We start from the raw sequence: 17,526 nt of genomic DNA, 5'->3' as shown, positions 1-17,526 counted from the left end.
GTGACGGCCGCACTACGTTCCGGAGTTGTTCCGGGGTGGTGCTATTTAGCGCTCGATGTCTCCGCGGATGAAGGCTTCAACCTTTTCCTTGGCGATGTCGTCGTTGAACTGTTCCGGCGGCGACTTCATGAAGTAGGAGGATGCCGAAAGGATCGGTCCGCCAATGCCGCGGTCCAGGGCGATCTTCGCGGCGCGCACGGCGTCGATGATCACACCGGCCGAGTTCGGTGAATCCCAGACCTCAAGCTTGTATTCCAGCGATACCGGGGCATCACCGAAGTTGCGGCCCTCAAGGCGTACGAAGGCCCACTTGCGGTCATCAAGCCAGGCAACGTAGTCCGAGGGGCCAATGTGCACGTCGTCGGCCTCAAGCTTGGCCGAGGTGTTGGAGGTAACGGCCTGGGTCTTGGAGATCTTCTTGGATTCCAGACGGTCGCGCTCAAGCATGTTCTTGAAGTCCATGTTGCCGCCGACGTTCAGCTGGTAGGTGCGGTCCAGGGTGACGCCGCGGTCTTCGAAGAGCTTGGCCATCACACGGTGGGTGATGGTGGCACCGATCTGGGACTTGATGTCGTCGCCGACGATCGGGACACCGGCAGCGGTGAACTTATCTGCCCATTCCTTGGTACCGGCAATGAAGACCGGCAGGGCGTTGACGAAGGCCACGCCTGCATCGATGCAGGCCTGTGCGTAGAATTTGGCGGCGGCATCCGAACCGACCGGCAGGTAGCAGACCAGGACGTCGACCTGTGCGGCCTTCAGCGTCTCAACCATGTCCACGGGCTCCGCGGAGGACTCGGTGATGGTCTCGCGGTAGTACTTGCCCAAACCGTCGAGGGTGTGGCCGCGTTGCACGATGATGCCCGAGGTCGGGACGTCGGCGATCTTGATGGTGTTGTTTTCGGAGGCGTGGATGGCGTCGGCCAGATCCAGTCCGACCTTCTTCTCGTCCACGTCGAAAGCCGCCACGAACTGCACGTCATTGACGTGGTACTTGCCGAACTGGACGTGCATCAGGCCGGGAACTGTGGCCTGCGGGTCCGCGTCACGGTAGTACTCAACACCTTGAACCAATGACGTGGCGCAGTTGCCTACGCCAACGATTGCAACCCGAATCGGATTTTCCGACACCTTGTCTCCTCAAAATCAAAAACTTCTGGGCAGGGGAAGGCCCACCGTCCAGCACATCTACAATGCTAAGTGAGAAAACGGCTTGCTTATTCCCAAGACGCCCCTACGGTGGTACAAGTCAAAGCGAAAATCAGCGGTTCGTGCCCCGAGCACCGACCCACCAGTGCCTGATCCGTAGCAGTGCTTGTAGCGCAGGACGCGGCAGCGAGGTGCGAATACGCTGCCGCAATGCCACCTCTCGAAGCATGGACAATTGCTCATTTGTGGTGATCAGGGCGTTGTCTTGGGCACGTTGGGCGTAGTGGCTCAGGGCCGAAACAAACTCAGTTCCACGGCGGTGGAAATAGTTCTCCCGCAACCAGGCCCGGTTCGGGAAGGAGAAACGCAACAAACTCGCGTCATCTAAGGTACCCAACAGCCCCGAACCGCGAAACACCGAATTGAGCATTTGATCGTTCAAACCAAAATCGGTGAGTACCAGCACCGGTAATCCACGGTCCACCGCCTCGAGTGCAGCGGTGGAGGAGACGGTGAGCAGCGCGGATCCGGGGACCAGCACCTTGTCCATGGCACCGGTGAGGAACTCAACATGCCCCTGACCGACCTTGCCCTCCGCCACGAGCGACGCCCAGAGAGTGTCGAAGGGATGCGCCTCGGCATGGGTCTGTGGTTCCCCCGCCCGCGCACGCAGCTTCACGATGACCCGCACCTGCGGGTTCAGGCATTTAATGCGATCCAGCGCCAGCAGGATTGAGGTGCGTTCGCTGATTTCAACCGGAACCTTCGCCTGCGCGGCAAAGACCACGGTGGTGATGGGACCCTGGAGCGAAATCGGGAACCCGGCGGTTTTCAGGAAGGGCAGTTTGGACACCAAAATATCTGGACGATGCCCGGATTCCTGTTCGGCAAGGAAGGAGAATTCACGGGCCTCGGCATGGGAATGGACGATAAACGCGTCGGCACTGCGTCGATAACCCCAGCCCTTGGTGGTGGCGGGATAGGCGACACCCGGCAGCGCGGAAATGAGTGCCGCGGGACGCACCGCATTTGCCTTGGAGCGCAGCAATTTGGTGAACAGCTCACTGACCACCGGACCCGTGGCCGCGGCGAAGATGATGTGCTCGTGCAGCGAATCGAAGTTCAGGGCCGAGCGGGTGACCACCTCGATGTTTTGATTCTCGAAGCTGGTGCCAAAGGTTGCGGCTGCCACCTGCTCGGAGGTGGGCGCGATGGGGGTGCGGACTAACACCACGCGGCAATCCCATTCCGGGCCGAGGGCCGAGAGTGTGGTGCAGGCCAGCTTCAAGTAGGAATCGGAGTCGGCGACCGCCACGATGCTGGGCCTAAAAGAGAGAGTATTCATGGGGTAAGTAGCTCCAGTGACGAGGAAAGATGTGTGCGCAGTTCGGGGGATGCGGAAGGCTGCCACCAAGCAGCGGGGATCGGCTTACCGATGATTCGGACGCCGGCGCTGCCCAGCAGCAGGCGTAGCGACGGAAGCGCGGTGGAGGGTAAGGCCCGCACCACCTGGCCGCTGCGCAGGTTCCGTAGTCGCATTTCGATGGGAATGGTGTGGTGGCGTACCGCGATGAGCTCGTGGTCGCCAAGCCGGTCCAAGAAATCCTGGGATTCTCGACGGTGCGGGAAATAGGCGACGGGCCCGTCCTGGGTCAGAGACTTCAGCCATTCTAAGTACGGCCCCTTGCGGATCAGTCCGTCGGCGGCCATGGCCGAACCTACCACCACGGTGGGTTCGGCGATGCGCTCGGTGACGGGCTGAGTGCTGAGCCATTCGAAACGATGTGATTCCAGATGTCCGCCCAAGGCAAGGAACTTGCGTGCCACCACCGGGTCCACCGGCAGCGCGGTGAAGACCAGCAGGCGGCCGGCTCGCGCCAGCGAGCGCAGCCGGTACCAGGAAGCGATCCCCAGGGCCTTGCGAGCGGGGCTTGAGGCCGAGCGCGGACGGATCAGCGGTGTGGGGTCCACGGAGACCAGGGCCTTGATCAGCCCCAGCGTGGCCAACCCGTCGTCGATGATCATCACTTCCTTGACGGCAATGGGGCCCAGCAGTGCACGCTGTACACGTCCAGAATACGCATCTCCGGTGACCCAGCGTCGTGCGCCAACGGATCCTGGCGTTGGCGGGGTCCGCGCCGCGTGAGCGAATTCGACCCCGGCCGGGGCCTGGGCGATCAGCGTCTCCAGCGTCGCGTCAAGGGTGGTGGTGCCCCCGCGCGGATGGATGCGGCTGGTGGTACCCAACAATCCCGCTCCGTGCGCCTCAATGGCGGAGAGTAACTGCAGGGGCGATTCAACCCACACCTCGGCATGGCCGAAGCGGGGTCTAGCCACCGGCGATTCAACGGGAGACACGGGTTGAGGTCTCTTGTAAGGTGCGCGCCACCTTGGCCAGCGACCGTGAGGACAGCCGCAGTACACGGCGCTGGATCTTGCGCCCGAAGGCGGCCCCGGGAATGACCCTGCCGCTGCGCCGCGGGTGGGCCCACGACGGAGGAAGCTCCAGGGCGGCAATGCGCCGGCGCTTAAAGTGCTGCTCGAAACGCAGGTAGTTCACGGAGAGGAATTCGGCGGCCTCATCGCGCAATTCCGGCAGGTTCTGGTATTGCATGCAGTAGGCGACAGCGCGCAGCAATGGCGTGAGCTCGTCCACCGAATCGCTGGCGGGAGAACTGATGCCCTGAACCAGTTGGGCGTGCACGATCGACAGCGGGATCCGGTTGCTGTTTTGATACGGGCTGAGCTCCTGTAATAGCTCGCTGGTGCCCACGGCGATCACCGGGACGCCGAGCATGTTCTTGGCGCTGAGCAAGGCCGTGGAGAAGCAGGAGATGACCACCAGCGGCTTCATGAGCGTGATGACGGTTTCCGCCAACAGATCCGTCTGCAGGATCTGGAAGTCCAGGCCGAGGGATTCGGCGCGGGCTCGCAGCTGCAGTGCGGCGGTGGGACCCGAGCTCGGGTGCGGTTTGAACACCACGGAGCGCGCACCGGCGTCCCGGGCGGCCAGCAGCATGTCTTGGTGCAGCTCGAGTTCCTTGGCCGTATCAAGGATGCCCAGCGAGCCCAGGTACTGGCCCACCACCAGGGCGCCGTCCTGGGGCAGGTGGAGGCTGGCCGGGTCGACGGCGGCTGCCAGTTCGGCAAAGATTGCCGCGAGCGACTCGAGCTTCAGGACCTTACGTTGCACGGGGTGTTCGAGCAGCAGCATGGGTTCAAGGCCCGGGACCAGGTCGATGTGGATGGTCTCGCGCAGTCGCTGGAGCATGTGCAGCGGCAGCCTGTTGCGGGTGGGGCCGTAGGACATCAGTCCGTCGGAGTGCACGGAAATCGGTGCGTCGAAGAATATTCGTGCCAGCGCCTGGGCGGGGTTGACCTGGATAGATTCGAGCACCAGGGACACCTGCTCGCTGCCAAGGTGCCACCGGTGGCGCAGGAGCTTTTCAAAGAGCGCAAGTTCTTCGCCTCGTGGGTTGAACTGTCCACAGCGGCGCGGCCAGAGCAGTTCGGCCAGGTCAACTACCCCGTCGAAGCGGGCAGCCAGGGCAGCGAATCCCGGGTAATCGGGTAGCGCCGTGGTGATCTCCGGCATTTGGCTACCGTTGGCCAGCACCAAGATGCGGCGATCGGCTGGCGGCAGAAGTCCGGCATCAGCCATGGCGGCCAGAGAAACTACCTGGAAGTAGGTGGAGGCCTGGATGAGCGCGATCATTTGGAGTCCTTCTTCGCCGCTGGGTCATACAGCGCGCTGAGCATCTTCCGGCGCGGGGCATCAAGTAGTTCCAACGCGTCAACTAATAGCGGGGCAGGGATCTGAGCTAGGCGCTCGGCAAGCCGGGTGCGCAGCAGGGCGCGCAGTTCGGCGGGGAATTCGCCCGAACGCTTGAGGTGGTGACAGGAGACGGCCATGAACTGACGCAGTGCCTTGGGTGCATGAACCTGGTGCTTTTCCTTGCTCAGTGTGAGGTCCAAGATCTGCGTGTACGCATCAATAAAATCGAGCTGACGCTCATCAAAGACCTGGGTGAGGGACCCGGGCAGGCCGCGGCGGTAAAAAACGCCCGGAGCATTGATGATCGCGTAGTTCGTGGCATTCAGACTCAGTTCCCACATCCAGGCCCGGTCTTCACAGGTCCGCAGCGCTTCGTCGAAGCGCGGTGCGGCCGTCTCCAGCATGGACCCACGGTACATTCCTGCCCAGACAAAGGGGTAGTCAATCATCGATGAGGTATGGATCGGATTAATGTCATCTCCCGGATCCAGTGCCTGGTGTCGATTCACCTGCGGCGCCCGGTGCACCGCACGATTCCCGCCCGTCACGCGCACGTGGTCACAGCGCACAAAGTCGACGCCAAGCTCCTGGAGCCCGTCGGCCAGCTGGGCCAGATGAGTGGGGGCAAACCAATCATCGGGATCCAGGAACACCACAAATTCTCCGCTGGCGTTTTCCAACCCGCTATTCCTTGCCGCAGAGACTCCACGGTTGACCGGGTGCGTGATGACCTTCAGACCGGGAATTCGGGCGGAAAATTCGGCGGTGATAGCGGCCGTCGCGTCGGTGGAGGCGTCGTCAACAACGAGGACTTCCAGTTCCCTTTCACCCAATTGCTGGCGGGCCAGGGACGCCAGTGCGTCGCCGATGTAATCCTGCTGGTTCATCGCCGGAATGATGACGCTGATGCGGCCGGGGACGCGCGTGCGGGTTAAGGGTTGTTCCGTTGCTGTGGACATGGGAAGTGGAGGTGGTCCTTAGGTTTGGGGGAATCGTAGTTATGGCAGAAAGTGCCACATCATGCCGCTGGGGCGCCCGCAATATGCGGACACCCCACGGTGATAAAACGCTGTATTACCGGAGGTGACTAGGCATCCACGCGACGCAGGCGGGACAGCGGAGCCAGCTCGCCCGGGAAGACGCGCTTGACGCCATCGCCCATAGCATCTTCGAGGATGCGGATGTCGCGGGTCAATGCTTCGAAGCCCTTGGGTTCCAGCGAGGAAGCCTGATCCGAGCCCCACATGGTGCGGTCCAGGGTGATGTGGCGTTCGACGGTGACGGCGCCCAGGGCGACCGCTGCCAGCGAGATCTGCAGACCGCGCTCGTGACCCGAGTAACCGATCGGCACCTGGTAGCGTTCCTGCAGCGTGGTGATCATGCGCAGGTTGGCTTCTTCGGGAGGCAACGGGTAGGTGGAGGTTGCGTGCATGATGACCAGGTTCGAGGTGCCAAGGGTCTCCACGGCCTTATCGATCTGCTCGATGGTGGACATACCCGTGGAGAGGATGATCGGCTTGCCGGTTTCTGCCAGTGCCTTGAGCAGTTCAATGTCGGTGACCGAGGCCGAGGCGACCTTGTGGGTGACGGCACCCTGTTCTTCCATGAACTCGACCGAGGGCACGTCCCACGGGGAAGCGAAGGCGTGCAGGCCCTGTGCCGCGGCGTAGCGGATCAGTTCCTTGTACTGTGCTGCATCAAATTCGACGCGGTAGCGGTAGTCCAGGTAGGTCATGTCGCCCCACGGGGTGGAGCGGATCTTGTCACGCATGTCCATCGGGGTGGAGATGTCCGGGGTGCGCTTCTGGAACTTCACCGCGTTGGCGCCGGCCTTGGCGGAAACGTCGATGAGCTGCTTTGCAATCTCCAGGTCACCGTTGTGGTTGATGCCAATCTCGCCGATGACGTAGACGGCCTGGCCAGCGCCCAGGAGCTGATCGCCAATGGCGACGGGTGCGGTTTCGGTGGTGGAGATAGTCATGGGACTTGCCTTTCGTGGATTTCCGGTACCGTCGGGGATTAATTTTGTGTGGGGTACCGGGGAGGATTGGTGGAAAGTTTTTGGGGGTCCTAATGGACCAGTGCTGGGACGGGTGTGGTGGCCGCGTCTGCGGGTAGGTTGATGCCTGCCAAGATGAGCTCGGCTGCCTCCCGGACTGCACCATGGCCACCATTGCGGGCCAATCGGTGACGGGATGCTGCATGCACCGATTCTCTGGCGTCCGCCACGGTCAATGGCCAGCCGATAATGCTCATGGCTGCTAGATCATTAACGTCGTTGCCGAGGTAGGCGACACGTGCCGGATCTAGTCCACGCTCGCTCATCCATCTCGCCAGTACCGCTGCCTTGTCGCCCACCGACTGGGCTACCTCCACGCCGAGCTTGGCTCCGCGAGCGGTGACAACGGGGTTGGTTTCCGAGGAGAGGATCAGCAGCTGGATGCCGGCTTTTTTCAGCAGCGAAACACCCATTCCGTCGGAGCGCGAGACACGCACCGATTCGGTACCGTCTTGGCTGAGATACGCGGTGTCCTCGGTATGGACGCCATCAAAGTCTGTGACGAGTGCGTCAACGTCGATGCTTGTGGCCTGTTCGCTGTGGCTCATGCGCCATTGCGCCAGTTCAAGATCGGCCTCGGAATCAATGTCGATTCCGTGTTCTTCCGGAACCCGGGCCAGGGCCAAGGAACCAAAGAATCGATGTTCGGCTTCGAGGAAACCTGCGGTGTCCATGACGTAGAACGCGCCGGTTTCGCGGAAACGTGGTTCGCGGTCCTGCCGACGTGGTCGCCGTGCGGCGTCGTGTCCGCTGGCATGGGCCGCGCCCGTCTCGTCGCAGCTCCAGTGGAACCCGTGATCCGGGACCGCTGCGAAGCTGACGTCCGCTGCTCCGCTGGCAACCGTGGTGATGGCGTCCTGCAGGTCTGCCGGGTCGATGACCGGCGAGGTGCATTGGATGAAGACGGTAATTTGCGGGAGTACGTCCAGCGTGCCCAGGGCGTGCAACAGTACCGATTCGCTGCTTGCTGTGTCACCGGCGATTTCTGCCGGGCGGTCAATGACCGTTGCACCATGTGCCAGGGCTTCTGCCTTGATTTCCGGGTGATCCGTGCTGACTACGACGTCGAGAACTGACGGCGTGGCAAACGCGGATTCGATGGCCCGTGCCAACAAGGTTTGGCCGCCGATCCTGCGCAGGTTTTTAAGCGGGATCCCTTTGGAACCACCCCGTGCCGGGATGATTACTAGGGTCTTTGCTTTGCTGTTCGTGCTCACAACCAAAGACGCTATCGGCGCTAATCAACCATCGGACCGCATTTAGGTTAACGGGAGGCGACAACTGGGAGACAAGTACGAAAATGCGCATTGTGCCTTGTCAGCATGAGGTGAAAACGGTGAAGCCGAGAGCAGGCAGAGTTCCGAGTAGAGGTGCCGTACGTGCATCAAGCTTCTGTGGGCGCGGCGTGCGGCAGTTTCTTGAGAGCTCTCGAGGTCACTGGCACCGGGAGCCCAGCGAGCTGTGGCACTGTGCCCCCGGTGCCGCAGCTCGTGATGCCGGTACATATGATGGTCAGGACGATGAGTACACCAAGAGCAGGGAACAAAGTGAGTGAAAAGCCTCTGGTTGATCCGCTGGCGCTAGAGAATCAGGTGTGTTTTGCGCTGTCTTTGGCATCACGCAGTGTGATTGCCGCCTACCGCCCGGTTCTTGAGCCGTTGGGACTAACCCATCCGCAATACCTGGTCATGCTGACCCTGTGGGAGCACGAGCCGCTGTCGATCAAGGAGCTGAGTAACCTCCTGCAGCTGGATCCCGGAACCCTATCTCCACTGGTGAAGCGCATTGAGGCGTTGGGCTTTGTGCAGCGCAGCCGCAGTGTGAGCGATGAGCGGACGCTGGAGATCGTGCTGACACCAAAGGGCCGGGAGGCTCGGGTTCAGGCCTTGGAGATTCCCAAGGAAATGATGCGCCGGTTGGATATGGACGCCGACGAGCTGGCCCTTCTTCATCGAACCATGAAAAAGGTCATCGCCGCGGCCGCGAACGCACCCCACTAAAAAACACCGATTTGACGATGCTCTTGACTAGTCATTTAGTTGGTGCACCAATCATTGGCCTACAATCTAATAAGGCGGACGTGCTCCGCCGAACATCCGACTTCGTCAGCAGCCGTTGAGGAATCCCAGAGAAAGTGACGCGTTCAGAATGAGTGACAAGAGCTTGCCCATTGTCGAAGACATCACCGGACTGAGCCTGAGCTACAGATTTTTCTGGCGGCTACAGTACCTCGGGTTTTCGATCTTCGGCCCGGCGGACCTCCTACCGCACCGTGACCCGCGCCAGAAGATGAAGCGCGAGCGCGCCCGCATCGTCTTGCGTGCCCACGAAGTTGCCGGCACTCCGGCACCCGATGAGGTCATTTCAACCGCCGCCAGCTGAAACCCGCTGACGCCAAAAAGGCGCATCCGACCCGAGGGTCGGATGCGCCGCCAGAATAGGCAGAAGGGGTACTAGTCGCCGATGTAGGCGGCCAGGTGCTTGCCGGTCAGCGTGGAAGCCTCCGACACCAAGCGCGCTGGCGTTCCTTCAAAAACGATGGAACCACCCTCATGGCCGGCGCCCGGACCCAAATCGATGATCCAATCCGCGTGGGCCATGACTGCTTGGTGGTGCTCGATCACGATGACCGACTTTCCCGACTCCACCAAACGGTCAAGCAGACCCAGTAGCTGCTGAACATCGGCCAGATGCAGGCCGGTGGTCGGCTCGTCAAGAATGTAGATGCCGCCCTTTTCACCCATGTGGGTGGCGAGCTTGAGGCGCTGACGTTCACCGCCGGAGAGTGTTGTCAGCGGTTGGCCCAGACTGATGTAACCCAGCCCCACGTCCGAAAGTCGAGAAAGAATCTTGTGCGCGGCCGGCAGCTTGGCCTCGCCGTCAGTGAAGAAGACCAGGGCGTTATCCACTGACATCGCCAATACCTCGGAAATGTCCTTGTCGCCGAGCTTGTACTCGAGCACCATCGCATCAAAACGCTTGCCGTCGCACTCCTCGCAGGTGCTGGAGACCCCCGCCATCATGCCCAGGTCGGTGTAGATGACACCGGCACCGTTGCAGGTGGGGCAGGCACCCTCCGAATTTGCGCTGAAAAGCGCCGGCTTCACACCGTTGGTCTTCGCAAACGCCTTGCGAATCGGTTCCAGCAGCCCGGTGTAGGTGGCCGGGTTGGAACGCCGCGAGCCCTTGATGGCACCCTGATCAACGCTGATAATACCCTCACGTCCGGCCACCGAGCCACGGATCAGCGAGCTCTTTCCGGAGCCGGCAACACCCGTGAGCACCGTGAGTACCCCCAGCGGGATATCGACATCCACGTTTTTGAGGTTGTTGGTACTTGCTCCGCGGACCTCAAGCGCCTGGGTCCAGGGGCGGGGCGCGTCCTTTAATGTGGTGCGATCATCCAGATGATGCCCGGTGATGGTGTCGGAAGCACGCAGGTCGGCAACCGTGCCCTCAAACATGATCTGCCCGCCCCCGGCACCGGCCCTTGGCCCCAAATCAACCACGTGGTCGGCGATGTTAATGGCCTCGGGCTTGTGCTCAACCACCAACACGGTATTGCCCTTATCGCGTAGGGCCAGCAGCAGCTCGTTCATCTTGTCGATGTCGTGCGGGTGTAATCCAATGGTGGGCTCGTCAAAAACGTAGGTGACATCCGTCAGCGAGGAACCCAGATGCCGGATCATCTTGGTCCGTTGCGCCTCGCCACCGGAGAGTGTGCCGGAGGGACGCTCCAGCGAGAGGTAGCCCAACCCGATGTCGACAAAGGAATCGAGGGTATCACTCAGCGCCTCCAACAGTGGGGCCACCGAGGCTTCCTTGAGCGAGCGCACCCAAACGGCCAGATCACTGATCTGCATCGAGCAGGCATCGGCGATGGACTTGCCATCGATCGTGGAGTTTCGGGCGTGCTCGGCCAGCCGAGTGCCCTCGCACTCGGGGCAATTGGTGAAGGTGATGGCGCGCTCGACGAAGGCGCGGATGTGTGGCTGCATGGCCTCAACGTCTTTGGCCAGGAATGACTTCTGCATCTTGGGAATGATGCCCTCATAGGTGAGGTTGATGCCCTCAACCTTGATCTTGGTCGGCTCGCGGTAGAGCAGATCATCAAGTTCCTGCTGGGAGAAGGTGCCAAGTTTCTTGTCCATGTCAAAGTAGCCGGAACCGGCAAAAATCCGGCCGTACCAGCCGTCCATCGAGTACCCGGGGATGGTCAAGGCACCCTCGGAGAGGGACTTTTCCGCATCAAACAGTGCCGTGAGGTCAAAGTCATTAACCTTGCCGCGGCCCTCACACTCGGGGCACATGCCACCGGTAATGGAGAAGGAGCGTCGCTCCTTGATCTTCTTCCCGCCCTTTTCGATGGTGACGGCGCCCGCGCCGGAGACCGAGGGGACGTTAAAGGAGTAGGCCTGCGGCGAGCCGATGTGCGGTTGGGCGAGGCGGGAAAAGACGATGCGCAGCATGGCATTGGCATCGGTGACCGTGCCAACGGTGGAACGCGGGTTTGCACCCAAGCGTTCCTGATCCACCAGTATTGCTGTGGTCAGGCCCTCCAGGGTATCTACCTCGGGACGGGCCAAGGTGGGCATGAAGCCCTGCACAAACGCGGAGTAGGTCTCGTTAATCATGCGCTGGGACTCGGCGGCGATGGTACCGAAGACCAGCGAGGATTTCCCGGAGCCCGAAACCCCGGTGAACACCGTGAGGCGCCGTTTCGGGATCTCGACGCTAATGTCCTTGAGGTTGTTCACCCTCGCCCCGCGCACGCGGATGACCTCGTGGCTGTCGGCGGCGTGCACCGCTGCTGCGTTGCTTGTACTCTGGCTGGTCATCGTCTCTCCATCTGCTGCGGGTCCCGCGTCGCCGAAACTCCCGATGCCTACACTAGCGCCAGCACCGTGAAGTGAGCTTCTTGAAAACTGCTTGACCTTGGGGTCGGCCCGGAGCGGCCGGGATGCCGACGCTCGTAAAAGCGCCGGCATCCGTACCGGAATACCTACTCCGCGGTGCTGAGCTGCGTGTAGAGAGCCTCCAATGGAGCCGAAAGTGCGGCCTTGAGCTGCACGGAGGTGTCATCGGCGAGAACTTCGTACTTGCCCGCCTCGGTCGCATCAAAGACCTTGCTCACCAGGACCGCGGGATCCAGCTTCGGATCGGTGGTGCCGGCGGCCATGGGGGTATCGACCCAACCGACATGCACACCGACGACTTGGACACCCGCGGGCTGAAGTTCGAGCCGCAGCGAGTTCGTCGCCGACCACAGGGCGGCCTTGGTGGCCGAGTAAATCCCGACCGTGGCGTACCAGGCGAGGGCCGAGTGGATGTTGATGATCGCCGTGTCACCTGCCTTCGTGCTCAGCACGGGTGCGAAGGCACGGGTGAGGAAGAGCGGGCCGAGGAAGTTGGTTTCGACGTTGCGCCGGATTTCCTCATCACTTTGGGTGAGGATGCCGGGGGAGGACACACCTGCCCCGGCGTTGTTGATCAACACCGTCGTATCGGCCGCGGCCTCAACGGCGGCCGCGATGGAGACCGGATCGGTCACGTCGAGGCGCAGGGGCACGACACGTGCGTCGTCCCATTCTTGTGGTGTGCGGGCCGAAGCGTACACCTTGGCTGCGCCGCGGGCGAGGGCTTCGCGAACAAAGTGCCCGCCGATTCCCCCGTTCGCGCCGGTGACGAGGACGATGGCGCCACTTAATGAAGTCATGATGGGTGTTTCCTTTGCTCTAGGACGTTGATGTTCGGGCGAATCCGCACAGCGGCGCCCGGTGGTGTGGTGGTATCAGACCTAGGCGAGGACCGGGTAATCGATGTAGCCGTTGGCCCCTCCGGTGTAGAGCGTTCTCGGGTCGAGGTCGTTGAGCGGCGCATCGGTGCGCAGCCGCTCAACAACGTCCGGGTTGGCGAGGGCGAAGCGCCCCAACGGGGCAATGTCTGCCAGGCCCGCGTCGATGTCGGCGGCAATCGAGTCGCGATCGCGGCCGTAGCGGACCACGAGTACCGCGGTGGGCCAGACGTCGCGCAAGGAGCGTAGCAAGAGGTCGTCACCCAGGTGGTGGACGTGCAGGTAGACCAGGTTCAGCGTGGCGAGCTCGCCCACCAGATGCTGGTACTGGGCGTGCACCGCCGCGGCGTCACCCTCGTTGAGACCGCCGAGTGGGAAGGCGGGGGAGATGCGGATGCCGGTGCGCTCCGCGCCGATTTCCTCCGCCACGGCCCGTGCGACCTCGACGACAAAGCGGGAGCGGTTCTGAACCGATCCGCCATATTCGTCGGTGCGCTCATTGGCATTCGGGGCCAGAAACTGGTGCAGCAGGTAGCCGTTGGCGGCGTGAATTTCCACCCCGTCCGCTCCTGCGGCGATGGCCGCGGCCGCGGCGTGCCGGAACTCGCCGATGACTTCCTTGATCTCTTCGATGCTCAGTTCGCGCGGGGAGGGCGTTTGCTTCGGCCCCGTGGCGGTGTAGATCTCCTGCTCGGCGGAGATCGCCGACGGGGCGACTGACTGGCGGTGGTGCTCGGTGTTCTCCGGGTGAGAGATTCGGCCGACATGCATCAGCTGGATGAACAGGTGCCCACCCTTCTCATGCACCGCGTCGGCGACGTTCCGCCAGGCCTCGATGTGTTCGGGGGTGTAGATGCCGGGCGTGTTGAAGTAGCCCTGGCCGTCCGCGGAGGGCTGGGTTCCCTCGCTGATCACCAGGCCCAGTGATGCGCGCTGGGCGTAGTAGGCCGCCACGTGCTCACCGGGCGTGCCATCGGCGTTTGAGCGGTTGCGGGTCATGGGTGCCAGGGCCAGGCGATGGGGCAGTTCAATCCGGCCGAGAGTGAACGGCTGCCACAGGGAAGGGGACGTCATATGGAGGGTTTCCTTTGCAACTCAGTGGAGAGGCACCGTTTCCGGCGCGAGACCCGGTGGTCTCGCACCATCGTGGGAGAATGAGTAGAGATATTTCCGAGCCCAAACAACAGTGACTATAATCAAAACTGAGTCTAGTCATAGTTTATTCCAGGAGGAACCCCCGATGCCAGTCGAGCCCCAGCCCCTCGGTCGACGCGAGCGGAACAAGCAGGCCAAGCTCGAGCGCATCACCGCGGCCGCCAGTCAGTTGTTCGCCGAGTACGGCGTCGACGAAGTCACTACCCAGCAGATCGCCGATGCCGCGGATATCGGCACCGGCACCCTGTTCCTCTATGCCAGGACCAAGGGCGAGCTGCTGCTGCTGGTACAGAACATCCACTACGCCGCAGCGCTGGAGCGCGGGCGCGCGGCGGCCACCGACGCGCAAAGCGCCCTTGACGGGGTGCTGGCCCTCATTGCAGAAGTTGTGGACTGCAACCGGGTTCAAGTCGAGAATGGCCGCACGTACCTGCGGGAGATGGTCTTTGGAGACCCCGCCGAACCACACCACGCCGAAGCCCTGTCCATCGTCGCGCAAACCCAGGAGGCCGTCGCCGAGATCCTTGTTGAGCGAGCCCAGATCTCGGCACCGGCGGCAGCAACACTGGCAGGGGTGGCCTCGGCAATCATGTTCCTGGTTCTGGCGACAAGCGTGAATGCCAGTGCGAGCACGCAAGAGATTCTTGCGCAGATCCGCACGCAGCTTGCGGCAATCCTGCCTCGCTGATCCGGTAGCAGGTCATCAAATGACGAGGCTTCTGGCCCGGCGGATCCAATGGACCTGCCGGGCCAGAGGCCTCACCTCTTTTCTACTATCACTAGAACGCTAGCCGCTCAGACCTCGGCGTGGGGCAGAATCTGTCCGTTCTTCACGTATCGCAGGGTCGCATCCACGTCATACGCGTGGATCGCCGAAGCCATCGGGACGATAAGTTCGGTGAGTCGTGCGGCCAGACTGCCGGTGAAAAATGCGTCGCGAGCACCGTTATCGGCAAACCCGAGGATGACCGAGGCGTGCAGCTGCTGCCCGTCGGGGTTGTCATGGGCAACGTTCGGGGTGTCCCAGAGCTTCTCGCTCCAGGGCAGGAACACCTGCGTCCGAAGTTCTCGCAATACCCCGGTGTCTACCAGTGCGGGCACCAGAACCTTCTTGACAAATCGGTGAAATTCCAGCGTGCCGACACCCTCCCTGCGGCGAAGGTAGAGGACGGCACGTGATCCGGGCTGCGAGCCGGGTGCGACGTCGTACCAGCGCGATGAATTTGGGGGCCCGGCGTACAGCAGGGTACGGCGGAACACGTTGACCTCGTCCTCGAACGCCAGCGCCGTCTGCTTGCGGCCGGCCAGCGGGGAGAGCACGTTCTCGAAAGTGACTTCGGCGATGCCGTCGATTTTGCGCTCGGCCGGAATCGCGGTTTCCAGGGTGTCGTGCGCCGGCCATCGGCCGGGGTTGGCCTCGGCGAGGTGGATCTGGCGATACTCCGTCAAACCCGGTGTGTTGGCGATAATGCCCGAATGCGGGCCCTTCCAATAACCCATGCCCGTCTGGCGCGGTTGATCGGTGCGCATCCATAACAGGATGGAGGAGGTGAAGCGCTTCGTTACCTCTGGTGCGGTGCTGATGCTTTCGCTCATGATCATGCCTTCCGTTCGTTTGATGCGCTTGCGGGGGATTACTCGGCGAGGAACTCCGCGGCAACCGGGGCGAACTTCTCCCAGTATTGGAAGATGCCACCGTGCCCGGAATTTGGGTAGATGATCAGCTCCGAACCCTTGATGCGCTGGTGCAGGTCAGCGGAGAGGATGGAGGGAACCATCCGGTCATTGTCGCCGTTGGCGATCAGCGTCGGCCCGGTGAATACCGACAGGTCCGAGGGCGCCGAGCGGCCGTAGCTCACGATGGCCTTGAGCTGGGTGCGCAAGGCCGCGGTGGTGATGGCCTTGTCGCGGTCCGCGGTACGCTCCGTGAGACGATCCACAAAGGCCTTGCCCGCCTTCTTGCCCACCTTGTCGCGGTCGAAGAAGAGGAACTCCTTGGGATCGGAACGGGTCAGCGTTGCCCGCAGGATGTCCCAGTAGGTCACAGCCACGACCTTGTCGATGTTCTTGCCGCCGCGGGGTCCGGTGCCGGTGAGCACTAGCTTGCGGATGAGCTCGGGGTGTTTAACGACTAGGTCTTGGGCGATGAAGCCACCCACGGAGAAGGTGAACGCGTCGATCTTCTCGAACCCGAGCGCGCTGATGAATGCATAGGCGTCGTCGGCGGCGGCCTCGAGGGTGTCGGGAACCGTTCCGGAGGAGGCCCCGACGCCCTGCTGGTCGAAGGTGATGACGTGGCGGCCCTGCGCGATGGCGTCGACGATGCGCGGATCCCAGTTGTCCAGGGTCGCGGCGAGGTGCACGAAGAATACGACGGGGATGCCACCCTTGGGGCCAAGCTCGCGGTAGGCAAAGCTGATGCCTCGCGCGGTGATGGACTTGGTGGGGGCCTGGGCGTATGCGGTGATGACTGGATCGTTGGTGGTGGTCACGATAATTGCTCCTTCTCGGTTGGGACTTGCGGAATGCTGCTGGTCCGCGACGTGCTTCGGGTCAGGCGCCGGTGATGACGGCCTTGCCGCGGATGCCACCCTTGGCCAGTGCCTCGAGGGCCTGCGGAGCCTGCTCGAAGGGGAAGGTCTTTCCCACGACCGGTCGCAGCACGCCACTATCGACGAGGGCCGCGATCTCGCGCAGCTGGTCGCCGCTGGAGTCCATGAAGAGGAACTCGTAGCTCACACCGAGCTTCTTGGCCTGCTTGCGGATCTTGGCGCTCAGCGCGGTGATCGCCAAACGGAGCACCGGATTCATGCCGGCCTTGCGGGCGAAGTCAGGGTCCGGTGGGCCGGAGATCCCGATCGCTTTCCCGCCCGGGCGGAGGATCCGCAAGGATTTCTCCAAGTTCTCCCCGCCGAGGCTGTCCAGCACCAGGTCGTACCCGGAGAGCTCCTTTTCGAAGTCCTGGGTACGGTAGTCGATGACGTCGTCCGCTCCGAGTCCACGGACAAAGTCGGCGTTCTTGGCCGACGAGGTGGTGGCCACGTGGGCGCCGAGGTGTTTGGCTAGCTGGATGGTGATTGATCCGACGCCGCCGGCACCGGCATGGATCAGGACCTTCTGGCCGGGCTGCACATTTCCCCTGACCACCAGCGCCTGCCAGGCCGTCAGTGCCACCAGCGGCAGGGACGCTGCCTCGATGGCATCAATCGTGGTCGGCGCGAGAGCTACGTCTGCCTCGTCGATCGCGATGCGTTCGGCGAAGGTCCCGATCCGGTGATCCCGCGGCCTGGCGAACACCGTATCGCCGGCCTTGAAGCCGCGGACCTGTGAGCCGACGCTCAGGACGGTGCCCGCGACGTCGTGGCCGAGGGTAAGCGGGGTCTTGTAGGGCAGGATCGTCTTGAACTCCCCGTCCCGGATTTTCTCATCAAGCTGGTTGACGCCGGCCGCGAGAATCTGCACCAACACGTCCCGTTCGCCCACGGTGGGCTCCTGGATGTTGGCCTCGCGTAGGGGCGCTTTGTACTTGTTTATGGTGAATGCTCGCACGAATCTATCTCCTTGATGTCAGTGTCTTGGCGTTGGTGAAGGCGC

General features: G+C 62.4%; 16 protein-coding genes. 3 read left to right on the top strand and 13 right to left on the bottom strand.

Going from position 1 to position 17,526, the window contains the following annotated elements; all coding sequences use genetic code 11:
- Positions 1–45 precede the first annotated feature (45 nt).
- From KUF55_RS18515 to KUF55_RS18485, 7 genes are all read right to left on the bottom strand, one after another.
- Complete coding sequence (locus KUF55_RS18515) at positions 46–1,131, bottom strand: inositol-3-phosphate synthase (RefSeq protein WP_132360769.1); 1,086 nt, start codon at positions 1,129–1,131, stop codon at positions 46–48.
- 130 nt (positions 1,132–1,261) lie between these two features.
- Positions 1,262–2,494, bottom strand: coding sequence for a DUF6716 putative glycosyltransferase (locus KUF55_RS18510; RefSeq protein ID WP_218817621.1), 1,233 nt, complete (start codon positions 2,492–2,494; stop codon positions 1,262–1,264).
- Positions 2,491–3,507, bottom strand: coding sequence for a hypothetical protein (locus tag KUF55_RS18505; RefSeq protein ID WP_218817620.1), 1,017 nt, complete (start codon positions 3,505–3,507; stop codon positions 2,491–2,493). Before KUF55_RS18505 ends, KUF55_RS18510 begins: the two co-directional genes overlap by 4 nt.
- Positions 3,494–4,864: an alpha-2,8-polysialyltransferase family protein gene (locus KUF55_RS18500; protein ID WP_218817619.1), complete on the bottom strand. Its 1,371-nt coding sequence runs from the start codon at positions 4,862–4,864 to the stop codon at positions 3,494–3,496. The genes KUF55_RS18505 and KUF55_RS18500 overlap by 14 nt, the downstream gene beginning before the upstream one ends.
- The gene (locus KUF55_RS18495) at positions 4,861–5,883 is read right to left on the bottom strand and encodes a glycosyltransferase family 2 protein (protein ID WP_132360762.1); all 1,023 of its coding nucleotides are present in this window, start codon (positions 5,881–5,883) and stop codon (positions 4,861–4,863) included. The genes KUF55_RS18500 and KUF55_RS18495 overlap by 4 nt, the downstream gene beginning before the upstream one ends.
- A 128-nt stretch (positions 5,884–6,011) precedes the next feature.
- Positions 6,012–6,905, bottom strand: coding sequence for an N-acetylneuraminate synthase family protein (locus KUF55_RS18490; protein ID WP_132360760.1), 894 nt, complete (start codon positions 6,903–6,905; stop codon positions 6,012–6,014).
- Between the two features lie 89 nt (positions 6,906–6,994).
- Positions 6,995–8,200 (bottom strand): acylneuraminate cytidylyltransferase, encoded by a 1,206-nt coding sequence (locus tag KUF55_RS18485; protein ID WP_132360758.1) that lies wholly within the window; start codon positions 8,198–8,200, stop codon positions 6,995–6,997.
- A gap of 330 nt (positions 8,201–8,530) precedes the next feature.
- On the opposite strand from KUF55_RS18485, the gene KUF55_RS18480 reads away from it, so the two are divergent.
- Complete coding sequence (locus KUF55_RS18480) at positions 8,531–8,983, top strand: MarR family winged helix-turn-helix transcriptional regulator (protein WP_255557185.1); 453 nt, start codon at positions 8,531–8,533, stop codon at positions 8,981–8,983.
- Between the two features lie 148 nt (positions 8,984–9,131).
- The gene (locus KUF55_RS18475; protein WP_132360754.1) at positions 9,132–9,365 is read left to right on the top strand and encodes a hypothetical protein; all 234 of its coding nucleotides are present in this window, start codon (positions 9,132–9,134) and stop codon (positions 9,363–9,365) included.
- 71 nt (positions 9,366–9,436) lie between these two features.
- Here KUF55_RS18475 and KUF55_RS18470 read toward each other — a convergent pair whose 3' ends face one another.
- The 3 genes from KUF55_RS18470 to KUF55_RS18460 all read right to left on the bottom strand — a co-directional run bounded on the left by KUF55_RS18470 (position 9,437) and on the right by KUF55_RS18460 (position 13,851).
- Positions 9,437–11,821, bottom strand: coding sequence for an excinuclease ABC subunit UvrA (locus KUF55_RS18470; RefSeq protein ID WP_218817618.1), 2,385 nt, complete (start codon positions 11,819–11,821; stop codon positions 9,437–9,439).
- Between the two features lie 164 nt (positions 11,822–11,985).
- Positions 11,986–12,699, bottom strand: a complete 714-nt coding sequence (locus tag KUF55_RS18465) for an SDR family oxidoreductase (RefSeq protein WP_218817617.1) — start codon at positions 12,697–12,699, stop codon at positions 11,986–11,988.
- Positions 12,700–12,780: 81 nt separating this feature from the next.
- Positions 12,781–13,851 (bottom strand): alkene reductase, encoded by a 1,071-nt coding sequence (locus KUF55_RS18460; RefSeq protein WP_218817616.1) that lies wholly within the window; start codon positions 13,849–13,851, stop codon positions 12,781–12,783.
- 166 nt (positions 13,852–14,017) lie between these two features.
- Here KUF55_RS18460 and KUF55_RS18455 point away from each other — a divergent pair, with 166 nt between their 5' ends.
- Positions 14,018–14,620: a TetR/AcrR family transcriptional regulator gene (locus KUF55_RS18455; RefSeq protein ID WP_218817615.1), complete on the top strand. Its 603-nt coding sequence runs from the start codon at positions 14,018–14,020 to the stop codon at positions 14,618–14,620.
- A 107-nt stretch (positions 14,621–14,727) separates the two neighbouring features.
- On the opposite strand, the gene KUF55_RS18450 is transcribed toward KUF55_RS18455, so the two are convergent.
- The 3 genes from KUF55_RS18450 to KUF55_RS18440 form a co-directional block, all read right to left on the bottom strand.
- Entirely contained in the window at positions 14,728–15,528 is an 801-nt protein-coding gene (locus KUF55_RS18450; protein WP_218817614.1) for a strictosidine synthase, read from the bottom strand.
- A 38-nt stretch (positions 15,529–15,566) separates the two neighbouring features.
- Complete coding sequence (locus KUF55_RS18445) at positions 15,567–16,424, bottom strand: alpha/beta fold hydrolase (RefSeq protein WP_218817613.1); 858 nt, start codon at positions 16,422–16,424, stop codon at positions 15,567–15,569.
- Between the two features lie 61 nt (positions 16,425–16,485).
- Positions 16,486–17,481: an NADP-dependent oxidoreductase gene (locus tag KUF55_RS18440; RefSeq protein WP_218817612.1), complete on the bottom strand. Its 996-nt coding sequence runs from the start codon at positions 17,479–17,481 to the stop codon at positions 16,486–16,488.
- Between the last annotated feature and the right edge of the window lie 45 nt (positions 17,482–17,526).

This window comes from Paeniglutamicibacter sp. Y32M11, assembly GCF_019285735.1.
Taxonomy (GTDB): Bacteria; Actinomycetota; Actinomycetes; order Actinomycetales; family Micrococcaceae; genus Paeniglutamicibacter.
This window is presented reverse-complemented; position numbering and strand designations above follow the sequence as displayed.